Here is a 20881-nt window from a genome sequence, read left to right as displayed (position 1 = left end):
GCTACTGCAGATTCCAGCTCTCGATGTCGGCATTCTTCCCTTCGCCCCCCTTCACGCCGTCGGCGCCGTAGGAGCAGAGGTCATAGTCGCCATGCTCGCCGGGGGAGAGGTAGACGAAGTCGTTTCCCCACGGGTCCTGGGGGACCTTCTTGCTCTCCACGTATCCTTCCTCCCGATAGTTCTTCGGGATCACCCCGACCGTCGGTTTGGCGACCAGCGCCGCCAGCCCCTGCTCCGTGGAGGGGTAGACGCCGTTGTCAAGCTTGTAGAGCTTGAGCGCCGTCTCCAGGTTCTTTATCTGGACCTTGGCGTCGGTGATCTTGGCGTCTTCGGAGCGGCCGATGAGCCTCGGCGCCACCAGCGCCGCCAGCAGCGCCAGGATGGCGATGACGACCATGATCTCGATGAGGGTGAAGCCGCGGTTGTTCATGGGTTTGTTGTTCATATCGGAAAACCTCCCTGTTTTGTTACCTTACCTGGAAACGTGATTTTTTCGCAAGGTCAAGGCGGGCAAGGGATTGCGCGGAGGCGTAGCAGCGCTACGCCGCACAAGTAATCCTGAAGCCCAACGCAGAGATTGCGGAAAAGGCGCGTTTCCTATCTGATCAGCTGGTTCAGTTCGAAGATCGGCAGCAGCACCGCCACCACCATGATGCCGACGGCAAGCCCCATGGCGAGGACGAGAAGTGGCTCCAGAAGCGACATGACGGAGCTCACCGCCGACTCGAACTCCCGCTCGAAGGCGCTTCCCGCCTTGTCGAGCATCCCCTCCAGCTCCCCCCCCTTCTCCCCCACCGCCACCATGTGGACGAGAAGCGGCGGAAAGAGGTGGCGGCTCTTCATGGCCCCGGAGAGGCTTCCCCCCTCGGCCAGCTCCGCCGCGATGCCGTGGAGGGCCCCCCGGTACTCCCGGTTCACCACCGCGTCCCCCGTGATCTCCAGCGCCCGGATTACCGGGACCCCGGCGGCGAGGAGCAGCCCCAGCACCTTGGCGAAGCGGGAGAGGAGAAGCCGCTGGACAAGGGGCCCCGCCAGGGGGAGGCGGAGCACGAGCCGGTCGCGCCGCAGGCGGTGCTCCTCCCGCGTCATGAGGCGCCGGTAGAGCCAGACCAGGACTGCCGCCGCGATCAGCAGCGCCCACCAGAAGCCGCGGATGAAGCTGCTCGTTTTGATGACGACGATGGTGATGAGCGGCAGTACCGCCTTGTTGTCCTGGAAGATGGTGACGATCTTGGGGATGACGAAGGCGAGGAGAAAGAGCATGACCCCTCCCCCCACGACGGTCATGAGGAGCGGATAGGCAAGGGCGGCGGTCACCTTCCCCTTGATGGCCCGCTGTTCTTCCAGGAACTGGGCCAGCCGCTCCAGGACCGCGTCCAGGGCGCCGCTCGCCTCGCCGGCGGCCACCATGCTGACGTAGCTCTCGCTGAAGAGCCGGGGCTCCAGCGCCAGGGCCCGGGAGAGGCTCCCCCCCTCCGCCAGCCGCTCCCGGACCCGGCCGAGGGCCTTTTTCAGCTCGCTGGCCGGCTCCTGTTCCCAGAGGGTGGTGACCGCCTCGAAGACCGGCACCTGGGAGGCGACGAGCGTTGCCAGCCGCCGCGTGACGAGGGAGAGCTCGGCGAGCCCCACCCGTCTGCCGAAGAGGCTCCGGGCCGGACCCCGGACCTCCTCCTCGGCCGGCGCCAGCTCCCGGGGGAAGAGGCCGTCGTGCTTGAGCCGCAGCCGGGCCTCCCTGAGGCTCTCCGCCTCCACCGTCCCGGCGGTCTCGCGTCCTGCGGCCGTATAGGCGCTATACCGGAAGGTCGGCATACTCCTCCTGCGTCACCCGCAGGACCTCCTCGATGGTGGTGATGCCGGCGGCCGCCTTGGCGAGGCCGTCCTCCCGCAGGGTCCGCATCCCTCTGGAGATGGCGTACTCCTTGATGGTCCCCGCCGCTGTGCGCCGGATGATCATGGAGCAGATCTCGCCGTCCACGGGAAGGAGCTCGTAGATCCCGACCCGCCCCAGGGTGCCGAGGCCGAAGCATTTCTCGCACCCCTTGCCCCGGTAGAGGGTGGGCGGGAGGGTGATGCCGGCGTACTCCCGCTCCGGCGTGTACGGTTCCCGGCAGTGGGGGCAGATGCGGCGCACCAGCCGCTGGGCCAGGACCGCCGAGAGGGAAGAGGCCACCATGAACGGCTCGATCCCCATGTCGACCAGGCGGGCGATGGCGGTGGCGCTGTCGTTGGTGTGGAGGGTGGAGAGGACCAGGTGCCCTGTAAGGGAGGCCTGCATGGCGATCTCCGCCGTCTCGGCGTCCCGGATCTCCCCCACCATGACGATGTCCGGGTCCTGCCGCAGGATGGCCCGCAGCCCCTGGGCGAAGGTGAGCTCGATCTTGGGGTTCACCTGGATCTGGCCGATCCCCTTGATCTGGTACTCGATCGGGTCCTCGATGGTGATGATGTTCTTCTCGGGGGAGTTGAGCCAGTTGAGGGAGGCGTAGAGGGTGGTCGACTTGCCGCTCCCCGTGGGGCCGGTGACGAGTACGATGCCGCTGGTGCGCGACAGGAGCCGCTCCATCGCCTTCACCCCGGTCTCCGACATCCCGATGGCGGCAAGCGAGATGATCCCCTTCTGCTTGTCGAGGAGCCGCAGCACCACCCGCTCGCCGAAGAAGGTCGGGATGATGGAAACCCGGATGTCGACGTCGCGCCCCGCCACGATAACCCGGATCCGGCCGTCCTGGGGAAGGCGCTTCTCGGCGATGTTGAGCCCGGCCATGATCTTCACCCGGGAGACCAGGGCGTCCTGCACCACCTTCGGCGGGGCGAGCTTCTTGTAGAGGATCCCGTCGATCCGGAACCGGACCTCCAGCTCCCGCTCGTAGGGCTCGATATGGATGTCGCTCGCCCGCTCCTTCACCGCCTCGGAGAGGATGGAGTTGAGGAGCCGGATGACCGGCGCCTCCTCGGTGAGGTCCAGGAGGTCCTTCGGCTCCGAGAGCTCGGTGGCGATGACCGAGAGGTCCTCACCCTCCAGCTCCTCCACCACCTCCTGGGCCGTGCTCCCGACCCGGGCGTAGAGGCGGTTCACCGCGTCGAGGACCACCCGGGCCGGCGCCGCCGCCAGCTCCACCGGCATCCCGTAGGCGCCCCGCACCTCGTCGATGGCTGCCAGGTCGGCCGGGTTGCCGGTCACCACCACGAGCCTCCCGTCCCGCTCCCGCAGCGGCAGGACGAGGCGTCCCCGGGCGAAGGCGAGGGGGAGCCGGCCGAGGATGGCCGGATCGGCCTCCCCCTCCTCGATCTCGGTGACAAACGGGATCCCGAGCCGCCGGGCGAGCTGTTCCATGTCGGTCGTGTCGGTCATTTCTTTTCGAGGTGAAGCTCCCGGTCGAGGTCGAACGGGGCGTCCAGTTTCAGCGCCTCACCGAATTTTTGCTTCTGGAGAGAGGTGACTTCGGCCATCTCCTCGCCGCCGCGGACGATGCGGGGGGTGAGGACGATCATCAGGTTGGTCTTCTGCCGCCGGGACGACTTGGTCTTGAAGAGCCAGCCGAGGAGCGGGATGTCGCCCAGGATCGGAATCTTGTTGACCGTCTCCGTGTCCTGGTCCTGGATCAGACCGCCGATCACCACCGTGTCCTTGTCCTTCACCACGATGGAGGTCTTGGCCGACCGCTTGGTAGTGGTGATGTCGGCAGCGGCACCTTTGTTGTTCGGATCCTTGACCGCAGAAATTTCCTGGTAAATATCGAGTTTCACGTATTCCCCCTCGCTGATCTGGGGGGTGATGCGCAGCGTGATGCCGGTGTCCTTCCGTTCGATCGACTGCTGGGAAAGTCCCGTTGAGCTGAGATTGGTCTGGGTCAGGAACGGCACGTTCTCCCCGACGAAGATCTCCGCCTCCTTGTTGTCGGAGGTCATGATGTTGGGGGTGGAGAGGACGTTGATCGCGCCGTTCGTAATCAGTGCTCTGAGATTACCGGCGATCTGGATGTTTGATCCGGGGCTGGAGGCGAGGCTCTTCAGGACAGTGAAGATGGCCACCTGGGCCGGATCGGTTGAGCCAATGAAGTTGAACGGATCGAAAGCGCCTGCCCCAGCGGTATTTCCACTGACTCCCCCCCCCGTGATGCCGAGTTGCACACCCACATCCTTCAGCTTGTCGAGGGAAACCTCGGCGATCACCGCCTGGACGAAGACCTGACGGCGCCGCTTGTCGAGCTTCTGGATCACCTGGAGGAGGTTCTGGTAGTCGGCCGGGGAGGCCATGACGACGAGGGAGTTGGTCGCCTTGTCGGGGGTGACGGAGATCTTTCCCCCCTCGAAGGCGGACTGCACCGGGGCCGCCGTCCCCGCCGGCTGGCCGGGGATGGCGGGGGTTCCCTTGATGAGGGAGTCGAGGACCTTGGCCACCTCCGTGGCATCGGCGTTCTCCAGGTAGTAGACGTTGATCTTGCTGCTGGCGGTCGGCGGGGTGACGTCGACCAGCTCGATCAGCTTCTTGATGTCCTCCTTGTCCCGCTCGGAGCCGAAGATGATGAGGGCGTTGAGCCGGGAGTCGGGGACGATGAGGGCGCCGGAGGGGGTGGTGGTGGCAGCCTGGGCCGCCTGCCCGGGGATGACGGCGCGAGGGGGCCGGTCCTTGCTTCCGAGCCACTCGCGGATCACGTTGGCGACGCTGTCGGCGGCGGCGTTCTTGAGGAAGATGAGCTCGGCCCCCTCCCGCTTCTGGGGGGTGTCGATGAGGGCGAGGATGCCGGTCAGCTTCCGGATGTTGAGGGCCGAATCGACCACCAGGAGCATGTTGCTGGCGCCGAAGGAGGCGATGTAGCCATCCTTGGAGACGATGGGCTGGAGAAATGCCACCGCCTCCTGGGAGGAGATCCGCTCAAGGGAGATCACCCGCGCCACGTAGGCGTCGTTCACCGGGAGCCGCTCCTTCTCGGTGAGGAGCCGCATCCCCGCCTGCTTGGCCGTGGCCGTCGGCAGGATCTTGTAGACCTTCCCCGCCGGGACGACGGTGAACCCCTTGAGCTCCAGCACCGAGGTGAAGACGTTGAACGCCTCCTCCGTCGAGAGCTTCGAGGGGGAATAGACCGAGATCTTCCCCTTCACCCGCTCGTCCATGACGAAGTTTTTGCCGGTCAGGTCGCTGATGAACTTGACCATGGTGGCGATGTCGACGTCGTTGAAGTTGAGGATGACCCCCTTCGCCAGCGCCGGCACGGGGGCGAGGAGCGAGAGGAGGAGCGCCGCCGTGGCGAGCCTTGAACCGATGCGCGTGATCACGAATCCCTCCGGGTTGCACGGGCCGGTGCGGGGAGCGGCGGGACCGGGTTTCCGCACCTGTCGCCCGTTGTCTGCGTTATCGTATGTCGTAGGTGAACGTCGTCGGCTGGCCGTCCCGGATCAGGTCGAGCTTGATCCGGTTTTGCCCCTTGAGGGAGGCGAGGGCCTGGATCGCCCGTTCCGGGGAGTCGACCGGCAGATCGTTGATCCGCTGAAGCACGTCGCCGTTGCGGATGCCGATGGTGGCGAAGATCCCCGTCGGTTTCACCTCCGAAACCCTGAATCCTTCCACTTTGCCGTCCTTGACGCTCGGGAGCATCCGGGCGTCGGTCATCGCCTGGCCCAGGTTGTCGAGGGCGGCGTTGAGGACCTTCTGGTCGACGACATAGCTCCCGGCGCCGGTCTGGACGGCGCCTGCGCCGGCCTGGGGCTGGCCCGGCGGCGGGGGCTGCTCTCCGGCGGGGGACGTGGGGGTCAGGAGTTTGACCCGCCGTCCGCCGACGAGGATCTCGGCGCTCTCCTTCTGCACCGAGACGAGGGGGCCGAGGCCGAAGACCTGGTCGCCGAGGCGGAAGACCCGCTCCTCGGGCGGGGTTGCGCGCCGGATCAGGGCGAAGGTCTCCCGGAACGACCCCCGGGCGGTCCCGACGAGGGTGAGGTCCCCCTGGGCCGGGGCCTGGGGCCCCTTGGCGGGAGTGGCCGCGCTGATGGGGGTCAGCTTCCCCTGGGTCCCTCTGCCGAAGAGTCCCCGCTCCAGGATCGGGGAGAAGGCGGAGAGCTCCTCGGATGCGGCGGAAGGGGCCGTGGCCTTCGGTGCCGTTGCGGTTTCCGGAAATGCGTGGGAAAGACGGTAAGATACAACGCCGGCGGCGATGTGGGCAACCGCCAGGCAGTTGACAACGAGAAGGAGTGCGGTGAAAAGGTGAATCTTTTTCATAAGGTCAATTCGTTGGCGTTGCAAATCGTGCCCCAGTTAACATACACGAAAACGGTCGGCAGGCAAGAGAAAATACGGGAGAAGTCCGTGCCGTGCCTGAGTTTTTGCTCATTTTACCGCAGAATGGGAGGCGTTGACAAACCGACGGGTGCTCATTACATTTATCAGACAATTTCATCTCCCGGAGGTCCCTATGAAACTCTGTTCACTGCAGTTTCTGAAGGTGCTTGCCGTTGCCCTCTCCCTGTCGCTTCTGGCGGCGGGGGAGTCGCCGGCGAAGGTGCTTGCCCCCGACTTCGTCACCCTGGCGGAAACGCTGAAACCCACGGTAGTCAACATCAGCACCGCCAAGAGTCTCCAGCCCCAGCAGCGGTTTCGCCGCTACCCCGGCCAGCCGGCCGACCCGTTCCAGGACTTCTTCGAGCGCTTCTTCGAGGAAGCCCCCCGCCGGCCCCAGCGGGCGCGCAGCCTCGGTTCCGGCGTCATCATCAGCGCCGAGGGGTATATCCTGACCAACAACCACGTCGTTGCCGGCGCCGACGAGATCAAGGTCCGTCTCTCCGACGGCCGCGAGTTCAAGGGGGAGGTGAAGGGGGCCGACGAGAAGCTCGACCTCGCCCTGGTGAAGATCGAGGTGAAGGACCACCTGCCGGTGGCCCAGCTCGGTAACAGCGACGAGATCAAGGTTGGCGAGTGGGTCATGGCCATCGGCAACCCTTTCGGCCTCGCCCAGACCGTCACCGCCGGCATCGTGAGCGCCACCGGCCGCGTCATCGGCAGCGGCCCCTACGACGATTTCATCCAGACCGACGCCTCCATCAACCCCGGAAATTCCGGCGGCCCCCTCTTCGACACCGACGGCAGGGTGATCGGCATCAACACCGCCATCGTGGCGGGGGGGCAGGGGATCGGCTTCGCCATCCCGATCAACATGGCCAAAGAGGTGATCCCGCAGCTGGAGGAGAAGGGGAAGGTGGTCCGGGGATGGCTCGGCGTCACCATCCAGCCGATCACCCCTGACCTCGCCCGCTCCTTCGGCCTCGAAAACGAGAAGGGTGCCCTCATTGCCGACGTGGTGAAGGATGGCCCGGCGGCCAAGGCGGGGCTCGAAAGCGGCGACGTGGTGCTGGAGTTCGACGGGAAGAAGATCCGCGAGGTGAACGAGCTGCCGCGCATCGTTGCGGCCACCCCCGTCGGCAGGACGGTGAAGGTGAAGATCCTGCGTGACGGCAAACCCCGTGAGGTGGAGGTGACCGTCGGGCGGCTTGCCGAGGGCGAGGAGGGGGGCACGAAGGTGGCCGAGGAGAAGCTCGGCATGACGGTGCGGGAGCTTAACCCGGAGCTTGCCGCGAAGATGGGCCTCAAGGAGTCCGGCGGGGTCGTCGTCACCGCGGTCGAGTCGGGGAGCGCTGCCGAAGGGGCCGGCGTCCAGCCGGGGGACGTCATCCGCGAGATCGGCGGCCGCCCCGTCGCCACCGTCGCCGACTACGACAAGGCAATCCGCTCGTACAAGAAGGGGGACGTGATCCGGTTCCTCCTCCGGCGGGGCGACGGCAACTACTTCCTCGCCCTCAGGGTGGAGTGACCGGGGATCTGCTCGGGGGTGCCGTTGCGGGGCGGCACCCTTTTTTTTATCATCAACCGAAACAGAAGGAGGAGAGACGATGAACATTTCTGTTGCCGCCGAGGAGCACACGACCCACCCCTGTCCGGCGCTCGTGGTCGGCTGCGTCGAGGACGATTTTCCGGCGGACGGGCTGCTGGCCCCCCTGGACCGGCTTCTTGGCGGCGGCATCGCCGCACTTCGGGCAAGCGGCGAGTTCACCGGCAGGCTCAACCGGGTGAAGGTGCTCCACACCTTCGGCCGCCTTCCGGCGGAACGGCTCATCCTGGTGGGGGTCGGCAAGCGGGGGGAACTCACCGCCGAACGGCTCCGCCAGGCGGCGGGAAGTGCGGCCAAGGGGGCCGGCGTCGCCGGTGTGACCCGCCTCTCCTCGGTGCTGCACCGCGCGGGGGACGTTGACGGTGCCATCGGGGCGAGCGTCGAGGGGTTCATCCTCGGCGGTTACTCCTTCAGTAACTACAAGACCGTTCCCCCCGACGAGCGGCCGGTGGAGGGGGTAACGGTCCTCCTTCCCGCCGGCGCCGCCACGGCGGACGCCGAACGGGAGGCGGGGGAGGCGGCCACCCTCTGCGAGGCGGTCTGTTTCGCCCGGGACCTCGTCTCCCACCCCGGCAACGTGGCGACCCCCTCCTTTCTCGCCGAAAAGGCCCTGGAGATGGCCGGCCGCCTCGGGATCACCTGCCGGGTCCTCGATCGCGAGGAGATGGAGCGGCTTTCGATGGAAGGGATCCTCTCCGTGGCGAAGGGGTCCCACCAGCCCCCCCGCTTCATCATCCTCGAATACCTGGCGGGCGCGGCGGGAAAGCGCCCCACGGTCCTCGTCGGCAAGGGGGTCACCTTCGATTCGGGGGGGATCTCCCTCAAGCCCCGGGAGGGGATGGAGCGGATGAAGGACGACATGGCCGGAGCCGCCGCGGTGATGGGGACCTTCATGGCCGCCGCGGGACTCCGGCTCCCGGTGAACCTCGTGGGGCTCATCCCGGCCGCCGAAAACCTCCCCGGCGGCGGGGCCTACAAGCCGGGGGACATCGTCCGGACCATGGCGGGAAAGACCGTGGAGATCGTCAACACCGACGCCGAGGGGCGGATGCTCCTCTGCGACGCCCTCCACTATGCCCAGCGTTACAAACCGGCCGCCCTCATCGACTTGGCGACCCTCACCGGCGCCTGCCTCGTGGCCCTCGGCGCCATCGCCACCGGGGCCATGGGGAACGACCCCGCCCTGATCAAGGGATTGAAGACGGCCGGGGAGGCGAGCGGCGAGCGGCTCTGGGAACTCCCCCTCTGGGACGAGTACGGCGAGCTGATGAAGAGCGACGTGGCCGACCTGAAGAACGCGGGCGGTCCCCACGCCGGCACCATCTCGGCGGCGTGGTTCCTCAAGCAGTTCGCGGGGAAGGCGAAGTGGGTCCACATCGACATCGCCGGCACGGCATGGGAGGAGAAAGGGCGCCCCTACCTCCCCAAGGGGGCCACGGGGGTGGGGGTTCGGCTCCTGGTGGAGTATCTGCGGAAAAGCGCTGGGTAAGCCGACGTCGTTCTGCGCCAGCGAAAAACGAAAAGGGGGTTACGCAGTGGCGCAACCCCCTTATTTTTTATGGCAGGGACGAGTTCTAACCGTTGTTGTAACTTGTGGATGTTTAATAGGAATAATCTTTGCTTAAAGAACATCTGGCGATGCCGGGCCACCTGCTCGAACAGGTCGGGATCGGCCATGGCCTGCGTCGCGATCCCTTTCCGGATCAGACACCAGAGGTCATAGTAGTGGCGGGAGAGCCTGGCCTTTCGCTTTTTGTCAGCCGGCCGGAATGTCTCCTCGTGCAAGAGCATCGCCTTTTCCCAGAATGTTCGGCGGGCCGCCACGGTGCGGATGGGGAAGGTGCTTTCCTTTAGCAGGTCGGGGAATGCCTCTGCCAGGTAAGGCTGAATGGCGGGGGTCTCGACCGGCTCTGTGTCAGAACGGGCGCCGAGCTCGATTTTGACCACCGGCCGCACATAGGCGAGGCTGTCGGCAAAGACGGCAGGATAATGGAAGAGGAGGGTTTGCAAGTCGGGGTCTTCCGTTTCGTCCGCCGGTATTAAGTCCCAAGCCAGATCAGCGGGCAGGGCTTTACGGAGAAGCTCTTCCAGTGCCGGCCGCAGCTCTTCCTGGATACGCCGGCTGCATTCCTTGAGGAGTCTTTTCTGCCGTTTGCTCCCAAGGTCCTCACCGCCGAAACCGAGGAAGCCACGGTCAATGACCACATCGATGTCTTCGGAGAAGCGGGAGATCAGCTTCCATCCCTTGGACAAGGAGGTACCGCCTTTAAAGGTCAGCTGTTCGCCCCACACCGGCAGGCTGAAAAGCTCCCGTAGCGTCCAGCAGACCCAGAAATCTTTCTCGATGCTGGAAGGCGCCAGGCCGAGCCGCGATTGAGCCTCTTCGCACAGGAGGCGCCGACGTTCTGCCGGGAGGTGCAGGAATGTGTTCATCTCTCAGTCCTTTTACGGTTCGGCGACCTGGCGCATGATGGCGGCGATCCAAGCCGGGGCATAGCGGATATCTTGAAGCAACTGCTGCTTGTCGTCGTCGGAAAGGCGCTTTCGCAGCCGGGCCACCAGCGTGTCGTCAACATGGCGCTGGCCGATGTGGCGCAGGGCCTGAATGACCAGGCCGCTTACCCGGCCGGCAGTGGCCATGGCCCGAGGGGTTGTGTGCTTGAGCAGGATGAGCTGCTTGCCGAGTTGAACCCGTCGTGCCGGTCCATCGGTAAGAAAGACGATCTTCATCGGCACCTGCTCCGACAGCCCCAGCAGGTTGGCCGCATAGCCGCCGGACGGTTGCAGGCGTATTGCATCGCGCCCCTGCAATGCCTCGACAATGGCGTCAACCGAAGGGGAGAGCTGGCCGATGAACTGATCCTGACGCGGAATTTCATACAGGCCGCGGGCGATCTGGCGGATCGCGCCGGCCTGTTTGTGGCGCTTCAGTGCAGACGCCACAGCGGTTCGGCTTCCCAGGTCGGTAAAATGGCTCGGTGTGAAGACCCACCCCGGCCCGTGGCTGTAAATGCGCTCCAGAATCAAGGAGTCTATGGATTGTGCATGTTTTCCCATACAGTTTTGCCACAAATAATATATATTTTTTGTGTCAAAAACAAGGTTTTTTACAACTCCCCCTGGAAGGCGCGATGCTGAAGGGAGGCGAAAGCGACCTTTCATTCTGAATCATAGAAAAAGTCGAGAGTAACCTTTTAAACCGGTTACTCTGGTTACTCGAAAGGTTACTCCAAAAGCAAAAGGCCCCCGGTCGGCATCGGGAGCCTTTTGCTATCTATCTGTACTTCTTAAGTTTTTTCATGGTGCCCACAGACGGAATCGAACCGCCGACACGAGGATTTTCAGTCCTATAAAATTCATTTCATGACGTATCCTAATGTTTCTCTCTGTAGCAACCTCATTTTATAACATGTTGACTTGTAAGGTAATATGGTTTATTTTTGTTTCGGAGTGTGAAAAAATGTATATGCCTTTGCCAAGCAGTTAGAGGTTGCATGGAGGTTGCACAATGACTTTCACTGACCGTTACCTGAAGAGTCTCAAGCCAAAAGAGAAGCAATACTACGTACGGGAGCAAAGGGGTTTTGCTTTGCGGGTCCTGCCGTCCGGGGTCAAGACCTTCCTGTACATTTACACGATCAATGGTACACGGAGGCAACTGAATCTGGGGAACTATCCCCATGTCTCCCTTGCCGATGCCCATGAAAAATACCTCGCTGCGGCGAAACTGCTCGCAAACGGCATCGATCCCCAGACCCCGCCACCGGAACCCCAGCCCGAACCGGCAAAGCCGGAGGTGCTCACCGTATCCGGGCTGAAGGCGCTCTATGTGAAACATATCAAGAGCCATTTGGTGGAAAGGTCTGTTGTGCAGCAGGAGCGGACCCTGGACAAGGATGTTGTGCCCGTGATCGGAGATCTGCCGGCGGCGGAGATCCGGAGGAAGGACGCCATCGCCCTGGTCGAGACAGTAGCGCGGAGAGCGCCCGGACAGGCCAGAAACGTCATCAAGACCGCTCGGTCAATGTATTCGTTTGCCCTGGCCCGGGAACTGGTGGAGCTGAATCCGTTTGCCGGCGCCGGCCGGGCCGTACCGGTGACGGCGCCGAAAGCCCGGAAACGGATATTGAGCGACGATGAGGTCAGGAAGGTATGGGCCGCGCTGAACGATGGCGAAATCGGACGGGCAACTCTGCTGATACTGACCACCGGCCAGCGGCCCGGCGAGGTGACCGGAATCCACCGGGATGAGATCTACGGGCGGTGGTGGACGATACCGCCGGAGCGCGCCAAGAAGAATGACCGGGAGAACCGCGTCTATCTCACCGGCCTGTCAAAGTCGCTGTTGGCGTTGCCGGCAGATGATTACGACCACGTTTTCCCGGCGCGGGGGCGCGGCAGGGGGATAGGTGCTGACGGCAGCATGAGGCCTTCCACTCTTTCGCATAACCTCACCGATAACGACTACTTCGGGCTCCCCCGCTGGACCCCGCACGATCTTCGCCGTACCATGGCGACCGGCCTTGCCCGGCTCGGATGCCCGGACGAGGTGATTGACGAGGTACTGAATCACAAGAAAAAGGGCATCATCAGCGTCTACAACCGGCACCGTTACGACCGGGAAAAGCGCCGCTGGCTGATACTCTGGGCGCATCACCTGCGCAGCACCATCAAAGTAAAGTCCGTATAATCCCCCCTCTGACACTCTCCCAATCCTGCGGGGGCAGGCGTTGCCTGCCCTCCCCTCATAATCACGGCTAAATTTCAACGAGCCTAGCCCCACCCGCGACCTGCCCCCCTCATAGATTGTGTATATGAGGGGTATACGTCCATGAACCTTCCCCCCCTCGTGATTATTCATATGGGAGATGTAAGTCCTGTTGCGTCTGTGAAAAATTTTTTTGAAAAGCCGTAAAACCGCTTCCCCCCTGCAAGATATTCATAGTAAGGGGGGAGAAAAATCGCCCGGATACTTCCCCCCTGCAGAATTTATATATAGAGGGGTACACGCGCGTGGTAATCCCCGCATCATTGATCAGAAGAAATCCGCGCCGCGGAGCCAGTCAGTCTGGGTACGACAGAGGCGTGAAGAGAGATAGATGCCCGCAAACGGCGAAATCTATAATCCCTGGCGCATGTTCAACGGGAGTTTTATCCCGAATGCGATCCTGAAGTGCCGGGAGCTGTCGGCAACGGCAAAACTGCTCTTCGGCCGGCTTTGCCAGTATGCCGGAGCGGACGGGGAGGCATTCCCGAGCTACAGCACCCTCGGCCAGGAGGTCGGCATCGAACGCCGGCAGGCAATCCGGGCGATAAGAGAACTGGAGGATTTCGGCTTGATTCGGGCAGTTGCCCGGCGGCGGGATGACGGAAGTCATTGCTCCAACTCCTACGTCTTCCTCTGGCACACGATTTTCTCCGAGGACGGCTCGCCACCCTCCGGTGGCAAGAACGGCGCCAAGGGTAGTGTCACCAATGACACCACTCCCCAGTGTCATCCGCGACACCAGGTAGTGCCGGCTGTGACACCCAAAGAGATTCAGACAAGAGAGGAAGAAACAACAACAGAACTTGTCCGCTTGTTGTTGTCCGGAACGCCCTTGTCTGAAATCTCGGACCCGGAGCTGCAGGTCCTGCTAAGGCGGCACGGCATTGAGCGGATGACGCTGGTTGGCGATGTTGCCACCGAGACGTGGCGAAGGGAGCCCAAGGAGATCCGTAACCCGGCTGGTTACCTACACTCCCTGTGCGACTCCCTTATCGTGCCTTCCTGGTATCAGACTCCTGAAGAACGGAAGGCCAAGGCGGCGAAGGCTGAAGAATTGCGAAGTGCAAGGAAGAAGGCGGAAGAAGCGGAGAAGGCCGCGATGGAGAAAGATGTGGAGGCGAAAGAGTCCTTTTGGGCTTCCCTGTCCGATGCCGACCGGGAAAACTTTCGCACCGCGGCCCTCGCCTCGATGAGCCCCGGCATTAAATGGCCGGAGGTGGCGATCACTGCGATAGCGAAATCCATGGCATGGGAACGGTGTTCACGAATGGGCACAAACGAGATCCCCTTCCTTCCGTGATTGAGAACAAACAGCAATGCTGTCAACGTGTTGCGGACTTACAGGAAACAAACAAAACAGTTGGAAGCTGTTTTGATCATAGAGTTATGTAGCATCATTGCCAGGTGTACTCAGAGCCGTCGCGCCCATTGGCCTGGCCGGACACCACCCACGGGATTGGCCAACCTAAGCAGAGCCCTTTCATGATCGAGGTAAGCGGCACCTCCCCCTCGCGTGATCGCACGTTGCACCGGATACCATTATGTGGCGGACCAGGTATCGGCCCCTGAGTCCAGGACGCAGTGGCGAGGCGTTTCCCGGAGCAGCACAATCGAGGACCTGTCTGGCGTGAATCACAATCGAGTCTCGGTTCACAGCAGACAACGGACAGTCGGCAGATATCGGACAAGGTCCGAAGATCTCCCAGTCCAGATAGAGGAGACTCGAAAGAGAGCAGGAAGGCGGAGCTGCAACCGCCGGCATGGCGATGCCGAAAAAAGAGCATGTCATCTCACCACGCGGGCCGGCAACGGCCAGAGGTACCAAGAACCATGAAGCATCGCTGGCCGCGATCACTCCATTCCCAAGTGGAGGCGATATTCCACGCTATCCGCTCGTTTCGGGCGGCGAAAACGGACTCCTCCCTGGGGCTTCGATCCTTCGGATCATGGAAGGTCTACAAGTACGAAGCCCACCGCTTCGTGGCATTTCTGCTCACTATGGGCGTTATCACCCTTCTTGACACCCTGTCGGTGCGAAACGCGATGGCGGAGTATCTCGAAGAGAGGCTTTCTTACTATGTCGAAAGGAAACGGTCACGGCAGACCATGGAAACCCTGCTTTCGGCCCTTGGGAAATTCGAGTATGCCGTCAACCACTACATTGAGCAGCATGGCTTAGAGGTTCACCCCTTGGAAACGGAAGCGCTTCGTCGTGAGTTCTACGCCCGGAGCCGGAAGCTGCTACGAAAATCGAGCCGGGTATTCGACACCCGGGCCTATCCCGACCCGGTGCGTCTTATCGAGGCAATCCACGACGGAACTTTTCAATTGCAGGCGTCACTGCAATACGAAGGGGGATTGCGGGCAGAGGGGGTGGGGGCGCCGAGCAACCGCCGGGTGAAGAATCCCCTGACCGGCGAAGGATTGCACGGCATCGGCAGTGATCCGGTTACCGGTGGAGCCGTGGGCATTGTCGCTTCGGTGGAAAAGGGAGGGAAGGAAACGGAGCATTACGTTTCCGTCGAGACCTACCGGCGGCTGGAAAGGTACATCCAGAGCAATGGCAAACTGGAAAGCGACTACTTCGACTGCGTGGATGCGATCAACCGGGCCGCGCAGGAAACCGGGCAGTATGCGCCGGGCCGCGGCAGTCACGGCCTCAAACACAACTTCGCCCAGGAACGCTACCTGGAATGCATCAGCCACGGCCTGAGCCACGAGCAGGCCCTGCAGCAGACCTCCCTGGAAACCTCACATTTCCGGCTGCGGGAGACCCTGACCTACACGAGAGGGTGATTTATGAATGACCTGCTCAACCAGATAACCGGCCTGACCGACCGGGAGCGAAAACAGGTCCTCTCCTGGGTGGCGTCGCTGCCAGAGGAGAAGGTCATCGAGATCTTCCAGGATGGGGTGAAGAAGGCCTACCAGATCAAGGAGGAACGCCCCGACCTCCCCGGCAGGATCGGCAAGTACTGCGCCTTTATCGTGGCGGCCCGCAAGGCCGGCTGGGACACCTTGAAAGGGAAAGGCTACCGGGTGGCGGAAAAGGAGCAGTACGACGATTTCTCCCACCTGCGCAAGGCGAGAGCGGCCACATTGATCCAGCGCGGCCGGACACCGGTGCTTCGGAAGAAGATCCTGGCCCACTGGGGCGAGGTGAAAGAGTTGAAGGCTGAAGGCATGGGGTTTCGACCCATAGCCGATTATCTGACCCGGGCCCGCAAGGTCAAGACCTCTGCGTCTTACCTGGTCAAGATATGGAAGGAGATGGAAGGGAATGATTAAGTTCGATTTCAATGGGATCAAAATTGAGGCCACGGTCGAGATGAAACAGCACGACTACCGGGACTCAGGCGGTCATTACCGGTCGCGGGCCGACAGGAACGGCAAGGTAGTAGCCCGTTTCTGGGGTTTCACCATTGATGGTGATCTGACCGAGCTCGCCTTTGTGAAGTCCATGTTGAACTACTTCATGCAGTGCTACTGGAAGCGGACCAGCAAGGAAGGGAGCAAGATCGAACTGGCAAAGTTCCTTTGCCATGAAACCAAAAAAGAGGGCCAGCAAAAGCTTTTCTTCATCGCCCGGCAGAAGAACAAGAAACATTTCCTCCAGATATGTTTCCAGCAGAGAGGTGCCACGGTCAACGAGTGCTACCTCGACGGCCAGGAGGTGATCATGCTGGACATCGCCATCGCCAAGGCGATCAGCCTCTTGTCGCCGGCTGTGATCGAGAGCGATGCTGTCACGGCAAGTCCATTTTGAGAATCTTGTCCAATCTACCCAACTGTACGAAAGGAAACGAGCATGAAACTACTTGCCCACAAAGCAGCTGATTTTGACAGTCCGATCATCACCGTCCACGAGGCTCTCCGGTTGAGACGCAATTTTCCGGAGGAATGGGAAGGGAGGCACTTCTACGACATCATCAAGCTGAGGCCCATGGTGCCGGTGGACCGAGGGGAAAAATCGTCCAGCTTTGCCTTTCTGGGAGGTTGCGGAGGCGGCCATGGCAGTGGTTCCAAGGGCATTGCCCATGAACTGGTACAGGATTATGTGTGCAAGCTGCAGACTTGGCGGATCAGGGTGTTCGGGAAAGATTTCCTGCTCCGCATCAAATCAGCCTCTGATGAGTGGCGTGTTCAGGACCAGCAGACCGGAATCAAATACGCCGTGGATTGTCAGCTGGTTCTGACCCTTGACTCTGATCTCTTCTGCGAAACCTTCGGCATCATAGGGGTCGAGGTGACCGATACTCACAAGACAAAGCATGTTAAGAGAAAAGCCTTGGCCCGGGCCGGCCATGTTATCCTGGAGCTGCAGATGATTCCGGACTGGCATGTTCCCAATGAGGTTGAGATCACCTCTGATGAGCTGAAAGTTCTGAGGGCGCGAATACGTGGCTTTCTGAACAAGGGGACGAGGCTCAGTTGCCTGTCCAAACCGTCGTACGTACGGATATGACCATTGATGGCGCCGTTTTATCAACCCAAAAGGCAACCAGGACGGAAGGCGCCAAATAAGTACCCAAAAAGTGCACCAAGATACTCACGCCACTGCATGGGCGTACACATCGTCGAGAAGCGCCACTAGCTCGTCTATCTCCGGAGAAGTAAAAAGCCCGTCAGGGCCTTGCGGGGAAATGTCGGTGAAGGGGGATTCGTAGAGGAGCCCGGCATCCATCACGCCGTGCTCGGTGAGGTGGTTCACGATCAGGTTCACGAACTCGATCTGGTTCGCGGACAGGGTCTTGCCGACCAGGAACCCGGCCAGCGCCTCTTTGGCCGCCTCCCGGTCGAGCCCCACCAGCGCCCGCACGAACAGGCCGAGCCCGTGGGCTTCCTCCTTGGCGCGGACGATATCCGAACTGTCGCCGATGCCGCTCTGTACGAGCATTCGCTCCAACTCCACAAGGTCGGTCGCGGTCAGGACCTTGTTCATCCGCAACTTGTGGATGGTGATATGGTCCTGATGCTCGCGGAGGAAAACGCGCGCCTTGGCGCGGAACTTCTCGAAATCCCCCGCAGCGGTGAACCCTGGGAGTTCGATCCCAGTTTCTTCCCCCAACTCGTCTTCGAAATCGGTAAACAGCGGCTTGCGGTTCTTTTTCTCGATCAGCTTCACCAGCGCCCGTAGCCGCTTGCGGAGCACCTCCAGCATCGGTACCGTAACACCCTGCCACCACTCGTCTGTCTGGACATCCTGAATAAGCGGCATCTGCTCCCGCACCATCGGGATGTTCGCCATCTCTTCCAGCAGTCCGGCAATGGTCTTCACCTGTTCCGCCAACCGCTCAAAGGCAGGCTCGGACCGAAGCAGGGCCAGTTGCAGGTTCAGCACCAGCAGGTCAAACCGCTTCGCCTCCTCCGCCTCCGGCTCCAGCTCCGACGGCAACCCGGCGACTTCATGGGAAAGTTCGGCGAAGGCCGCGCCGGTCAAGGTCGTCCATGCCTCGGGGGCCGCGTACTTTTCCACCAGCCGTCGTTTGGCGCGGACCACGAAGTTGTCCGGATTCATCGCCGCAACTTCGCCGTGCAGAAGATGCGCAAGATCGCGGCGCATCTCGCCATCGCTCAATACGACCCCATACAAAGACGGCGGCTCCTTGACCATTCCGGCCTGGCCGCCGGTGATCAGTTTCTTGTCCAGCTCGCCGATCAGCTCCAGCCGCGCTGTGAACAGCCGTTTCCCCAGTGACGCCCCCAGCGCACCTTCGGTGGTTTCCGGGTTCTCGCTGAAAAACTCCAAGTTCTGACAGTAGTCGAAGACGTAGAAGAACCGCTTGTCTTCGCCCGGTGCGAACAGGTCCGGGCAGAGCCGCGTGCCGCGTCCCAGCATCTGCCAGAACTTGGTCTTGGAGCGGACCAGCTTGAAGAAGACCAGGTTCACCACCTCCGGCACGTCGATGCCGGTGTCGAGCATGTCCACCGAGATGGCGATGTGGGGCGCCTTCTCCCTGGCGGAGAAGTTGTCGATGAGGCTCTGGGCGTATTCGGTCTTGAAGGTGATGGTGCGGGCAAACTCCCCCTTGTGGCGCGGATAGTTGACGTTGAACCGGTCGGCGATGAACTCGGCGTGGGCCTGGTTCTTGGCGAAGATGATCGTCTTCCCCAGCCGGTCGCCCCCAGCGACCTTCAGGCCGCGGGTCATCAGGTGCTCCAGCACCTTGTCCACGGTATCCTTGTTGAAGAGCCACTTGTTGACCGCCTCCGCCTCCACCCGCTCGGGGGTGTTCCCCTCTTCGTCCCATTCCAGGGCGTCCCACTGGTCCTTCTCGTCTTCCGAGAGGTCGTCGTACCGGATCCCCTCGCGCTGGAACTTGAGCGGCACCGATACCGCCCTGGCGGGCACGAGAAACCGGTCACTCACTGCCTCATCCAGGGAATAGGCGTCGGTCGGCACGCGGTTCTCAAGGTCGAACAGGGTGTAGGTGTTGCGGTCCACCTCGTCCTTCGGGGTGGCAGTCAGCCCCACCAGCAGGGAATCAAAGTAGTCGAAGATGGCCCGGTATTTCTGGAAGACCGAGCGGTGGGCCTCATCGATGACGATCAGGTCGAAATGCCCCACACCGAAGCGCCGCTGACCATTGCGGGTCTCGTCAATCAACCCCATCATGGTCGGATAGGTCGAAACGAACACCCGCCCCTCGGCATCCTTCTCGGTGACCAGGTTCACAGGCGCGGCATCGGGGAGATGGCTCTTGAATGCGCCGACCGCCTGATTGACCAGCGCCACCCGGTCGGCAAGGAACAATATGCGCTTGACCCAGTTGCAGCGCATGAGGAGGTCGCAGAGGGCAATAACCGTGCGGGTCTTTCCCGCACCCGTGGCCATGACCAGAAGCGACTTGCGATCGTTGTCCCGCTCGAACGCCTCGGCAATGCGGCGGATGGCGCGGGTCTGGTAGTAGCGCTCCACGATGGTGCCGTCGATCCCGGCCTGGGCCAGGGATTTCCGGCTTGCGCGCCGCTGGATGAGGAGTTCCAGCTCGTCTTTCTTGTAGAATCCCTGCACCTGCCGGGGGGGATAGCCGGTGTCATCCCAGAGCCAATTCTCGTAGCCGTTGGAGTAGAAGATCACCGGCCGTTGACCGAACTCCCTTTCCAGGCAATCGGCGTACAGCTTCGCCTGCTGCTGCCCCACCCGCGGATCGCGGCGGGTGCGCTTTGCCTCCACCAGGGCGAGCGGGTTGCCGTCATAGCCCCACAGGACGTAGTCGACAAAGCCCTTCCCTTCCTTGTTCGGCATGCCGGTGACCGGAAACTCCCGGTCCCGTTCCTGATCAAGCGGCCAGCCGGCTTCCTTCAGCAGCAGGTCGATGAAGTAATCACGGGTCTCGGCCTCGGAATAGTCGTGGGTGTCGGGCTGGGCCGCCGCGGCCTTCTTCGCTTCCGCCACCTCGGCCCGCAGACGTTTCAGTTCCTCGTCGAGCGCCGACCTGTCGGCCAGAAGCACAGAAAGCTTCTCGTCCCGCTCCTGCAGTTCGGTTTCCAGCCGTTGCAGTTGATCGATGGTCTGCCTGGGGAGGGGCGCAGCCTTTGGCAGCGCTTCCGGATTGAAGGCCAGCCCCGGTTCCGGTCGCGCTTCCCGGCCGTAGGTGCGGGCCAGCCAATAGCCCACGTGGAACAGCTCCCGCGCGGAGGTCAGGGCGTCGAGCTGCTGGATCGGCTTCGGGCTGTGGACCGCCTGGTTGCCGAGCCTGGTTATCACCCTTGCCTTGTTGAAGATCGCCTCACCCACCAACGCCTTGAAGGTCGGTTCGTGGATCAGCGCGCTCAGATTGTCCTGGTAGGGGAGCCGCAGAGAAGAGTCGTGCTTGTAAAGCCATGCCACCACCAGTTCCAGCGCCCGGCGGGCGTAGAAACATGCGGTGCGCGGATCGGGATGCACCGCTGCCTCGGCTTTCGCCGACGCCTCGAAAATGGCGGGCCATTCCGTTTGGAGGAAGGTGAAGTGGGTCATCTTTTAACCCCTTCTAAAGGACATTCTAAAGGACAAAGATTCGTTTCTTGGGCTATAGAACTTACTGAAATAAAAGGATTTATGGCTAAAAAGGATAAAACCTTTTCTGCGCTATTCGTTGTTTTGGGTTATAGACCTCAAAAAGACACCCTGTCCTTTGCAACTGCCATAAACTCAGGATTGCAACTTATTGCAACCTGGTTGCAATCTATTCCGCCGCATAATTTATTGTAATATCATGACTTATTGCGTTTGACCTCATTGGGGTCATTG

At 61.9% G+C, this 20881-nt stretch carries 17 protein-coding genes and 1 tRNA gene; 9 read left to right on the top strand and 9 right to left on the bottom strand.

Going from position 1 to position 20881, the window contains the following annotated elements:
- Position 1 precedes the first annotated feature (1 nt).
- The 5 genes from gspG to gspC all read right to left on the bottom strand — a co-directional run bounded on the left by gspG (position 2) and on the right by gspC (position 6214).
- Complete coding sequence (gene gspG, locus M6689_RS05055) at positions 2-445, bottom strand: type II secretion system major pseudopilin GspG (RefSeq protein ID WP_298268600.1); 444 nt, start codon at positions 443-445, stop codon at positions 2-4.
- A 152-nt stretch (positions 446-597) separates the two neighbouring features.
- On the bottom strand, positions 598-1809 hold the full coding sequence (gene gspF / locus M6689_RS05050; protein ID WP_298268597.1) for a type II secretion system inner membrane protein GspF: 1212 nt from the start codon (positions 1807-1809) through the stop codon (positions 598-600).
- Positions 1790-3352, bottom strand: coding sequence for a type II secretion system ATPase GspE (gene gspE / locus M6689_RS05045; RefSeq protein WP_298268593.1), 1563 nt, complete (start codon positions 3350-3352; stop codon positions 1790-1792). Before gspE ends, gspF begins: the two co-directional genes overlap by 20 nt.
- Entirely contained in the window at positions 3349-5277 is a 1929-nt protein-coding gene (gene gspD / locus M6689_RS05040) for a type II secretion system secretin GspD (RefSeq protein WP_298268590.1), read from the bottom strand. The genes gspE and gspD overlap by 4 nt, the downstream gene beginning before the upstream one ends.
- 76 nt (positions 5278-5353) lie before the next feature.
- Entirely contained in the window at positions 5354-6214 is an 861-nt protein-coding gene (gspC, locus tag M6689_RS05035) for a type II secretion system protein GspC (protein WP_298268587.1), read from the bottom strand.
- 193 nt (positions 6215-6407) lie between these two features.
- Between gspC and M6689_RS05030 the strand changes: the two genes are divergently transcribed.
- Together M6689_RS05030 and M6689_RS05025 are read left to right on the top strand one after the other, a co-directional pair.
- Positions 6408-7799, top strand: coding sequence for a DegQ family serine endoprotease (locus tag M6689_RS05030; RefSeq protein ID WP_298268585.1), 1392 nt, complete (start codon positions 6408-6410; stop codon positions 7797-7799).
- A 79-nt stretch (positions 7800-7878) separates the two neighbouring features.
- Positions 7879-9366 carry a leucyl aminopeptidase gene (locus tag M6689_RS05025; RefSeq protein WP_298268583.1) on the top strand — a complete coding sequence of 496 codons (1488 nt, stop codon included), beginning with the start codon at positions 7879-7881 and terminating at the stop codon, positions 9364-9366.
- Here the strand turns inward: M6689_RS05025 and M6689_RS05020 are convergent.
- From M6689_RS05020 to M6689_RS05010, 3 genes are all read right to left on the bottom strand, one after another.
- Complete coding sequence (locus M6689_RS05020) at positions 9294-10310, bottom strand: nucleotidyl transferase AbiEii/AbiGii toxin family protein (RefSeq protein WP_298268580.1); 1017 nt, start codon at positions 10308-10310, stop codon at positions 9294-9296. The two genes, M6689_RS05025 and M6689_RS05020, sit on opposite strands and share 73 nt — an antisense overlap.
- A gap of 12 nt (positions 10311-10322) precedes the next feature.
- The gene (locus tag M6689_RS05015; protein WP_298268576.1) at positions 10323-10934 is read right to left on the bottom strand and encodes a DUF6088 family protein; all 612 of its coding nucleotides are present in this window, start codon (positions 10932-10934) and stop codon (positions 10323-10325) included.
- A gap of 243 nt (positions 10935-11177) precedes the next feature.
- Positions 11178-11242 (bottom strand) — tRNA-Phe (locus M6689_RS05010).
- A gap of 143 nt (positions 11243-11385) precedes the next feature.
- Here M6689_RS05010 and M6689_RS05005 point away from each other — a divergent pair.
- The 6 genes from M6689_RS05005 (at position 11386) to M6689_RS04980 (ending at position 17110) form a co-directional block, all read left to right on the top strand.
- Positions 11386-12567 (top strand): site-specific integrase, encoded by a 1182-nt coding sequence (locus M6689_RS05005; RefSeq protein WP_298268573.1) that lies wholly within the window; start codon positions 11386-11388, stop codon positions 12565-12567.
- A gap of 409 nt (positions 12568-12976) precedes the next feature.
- The gene (locus tag M6689_RS05000; protein ID WP_298268571.1) at positions 12977-13945 is read left to right on the top strand and encodes a helix-turn-helix domain-containing protein; all 969 of its coding nucleotides are present in this window, start codon (positions 12977-12979) and stop codon (positions 13943-13945) included.
- Positions 13946-14475: 530 nt separating this feature from the next.
- The gene (locus M6689_RS04995) at positions 14476-15441 is read left to right on the top strand and encodes a hypothetical protein (protein ID WP_298268569.1); all 966 of its coding nucleotides are present in this window, start codon (positions 14476-14478) and stop codon (positions 15439-15441) included.
- 3 nt (positions 15442-15444) lie between these two features.
- A complete protein-coding gene (locus M6689_RS04990; RefSeq protein WP_298268566.1) occupies positions 15445-15933 on the top strand; it encodes a hypothetical protein in 489 nt (162 codons plus the stop codon).
- A complete protein-coding gene (locus M6689_RS04985) occupies positions 15926-16411 on the top strand; it encodes a hypothetical protein (protein ID WP_298268564.1) in 486 nt (161 codons plus the stop codon). Before M6689_RS04990 ends, M6689_RS04985 begins: the two co-directional genes overlap by 8 nt.
- A 42-nt stretch (positions 16412-16453) precedes the next feature.
- Entirely contained in the window at positions 16454-17110 is a 657-nt protein-coding gene (locus tag M6689_RS04980; RefSeq protein ID WP_298268561.1) for a hypothetical protein, read from the top strand.
- 84 nt (positions 17111-17194) lie between these two features.
- Here the strand turns inward: M6689_RS04980 and M6689_RS04975 are convergent, their stop codons facing one another.
- Positions 17195-20608 (bottom strand): DEAD/DEAH box helicase family protein, encoded by a 3414-nt coding sequence (locus tag M6689_RS04975; RefSeq protein WP_298268559.1) that lies wholly within the window; start codon positions 20606-20608, stop codon positions 17195-17197.
- Here M6689_RS04975 and M6689_RS04970 point away from each other — a divergent pair.
- On the top strand, positions 20600-20842 hold the full coding sequence (locus M6689_RS04970) for a hypothetical protein (RefSeq protein ID WP_298268557.1): 243 nt from the start codon (positions 20600-20602) through the stop codon (positions 20840-20842). The genes M6689_RS04975 and M6689_RS04970 overlap by 9 nt on opposite strands.
- The last annotated feature ends 39 nt before the right edge of the window (positions 20843-20881 follow it).

The sequence above is a fragment of the Geobacter sp. genome (assembly GCF_027327745.1).
Classification (GTDB): domain Bacteria; phylum Desulfobacterota; class Desulfuromonadia; order Geobacterales; family Geobacteraceae; genus Geobacter.
The sequence above is the reverse complement of the archived record's forward strand: the minus strand, read 5'-3'. Positions and strand labels throughout refer to the sequence as shown.

Coding starts and splice junctions, on each gene's coding strand:
- gspG (WP_298268600.1), bottom strand. CDS start 445: ATGAACAACAAACCCATGAACAACCGCGGCTTCACCCTCATCGAGATC.
- gspF (WP_298268597.1), bottom strand. CDS start 1,809: ATGCCGACCTTCCGGTATAGCGCCTATACGGCCGCAGGACGCGAGACC.
- gspE (WP_298268593.1), bottom strand. CDS start 3,352: ATGACCGACACGACCGACATGGAACAGCTCGCCCGGCGGCTCGGGATC.
- gspC (WP_298268587.1), bottom strand. CDS start 6,214: ATGAAAAAGATTCACCTTTTCACCGCACTCCTTCTCGTTGTCAACTGC.
- M6689_RS05030 (WP_298268585.1), top strand. CDS start 6,408: ATGAAACTCTGTTCACTGCAGTTTCTGAAGGTGCTTGCCGTTGCCCTC.
- M6689_RS05025 (WP_298268583.1), top strand. CDS start 7,879: ATGAACATTTCTGTTGCCGCCGAGGAGCACACGACCCACCCCTGTCCG.
- M6689_RS05020 (WP_298268580.1), bottom strand. CDS start 10,310: ATGAACACATTCCTGCACCTCCCGGCAGAACGTCGGCGCCTCCTGTGC.
- M6689_RS05015 (WP_298268576.1), bottom strand. CDS start 10,934: ATGGGAAAACATGCACAATCCATAGACTCCTTGATTCTGGAGCGCATT.
- M6689_RS05005 (WP_298268573.1), top strand. CDS start 11,386: ATGACTTTCACTGACCGTTACCTGAAGAGTCTCAAGCCAAAAGAGAAG.
- M6689_RS05000 (WP_298268571.1), top strand. CDS start 12,977: ATGCCCGCAAACGGCGAAATCTATAATCCCTGGCGCATGTTCAACGGG.
- M6689_RS04995 (WP_298268569.1), top strand. CDS start 14,476: ATGAAGCATCGCTGGCCGCGATCACTCCATTCCCAAGTGGAGGCGATA.
- M6689_RS04990 (WP_298268566.1), top strand. CDS start 15,445: ATGAATGACCTGCTCAACCAGATAACCGGCCTGACCGACCGGGAGCGA.
- M6689_RS04985 (WP_298268564.1), top strand. CDS start 15,926: ATGATTAAGTTCGATTTCAATGGGATCAAAATTGAGGCCACGGTCGAG.
- M6689_RS04980 (WP_298268561.1), top strand. CDS start 16,454: ATGAAACTACTTGCCCACAAAGCAGCTGATTTTGACAGTCCGATCATC.
- M6689_RS04975 (WP_298268559.1), bottom strand. CDS start 20,608: ATGACCCACTTCACCTTCCTCCAAACGGAATGGCCCGCCATTTTCGAG.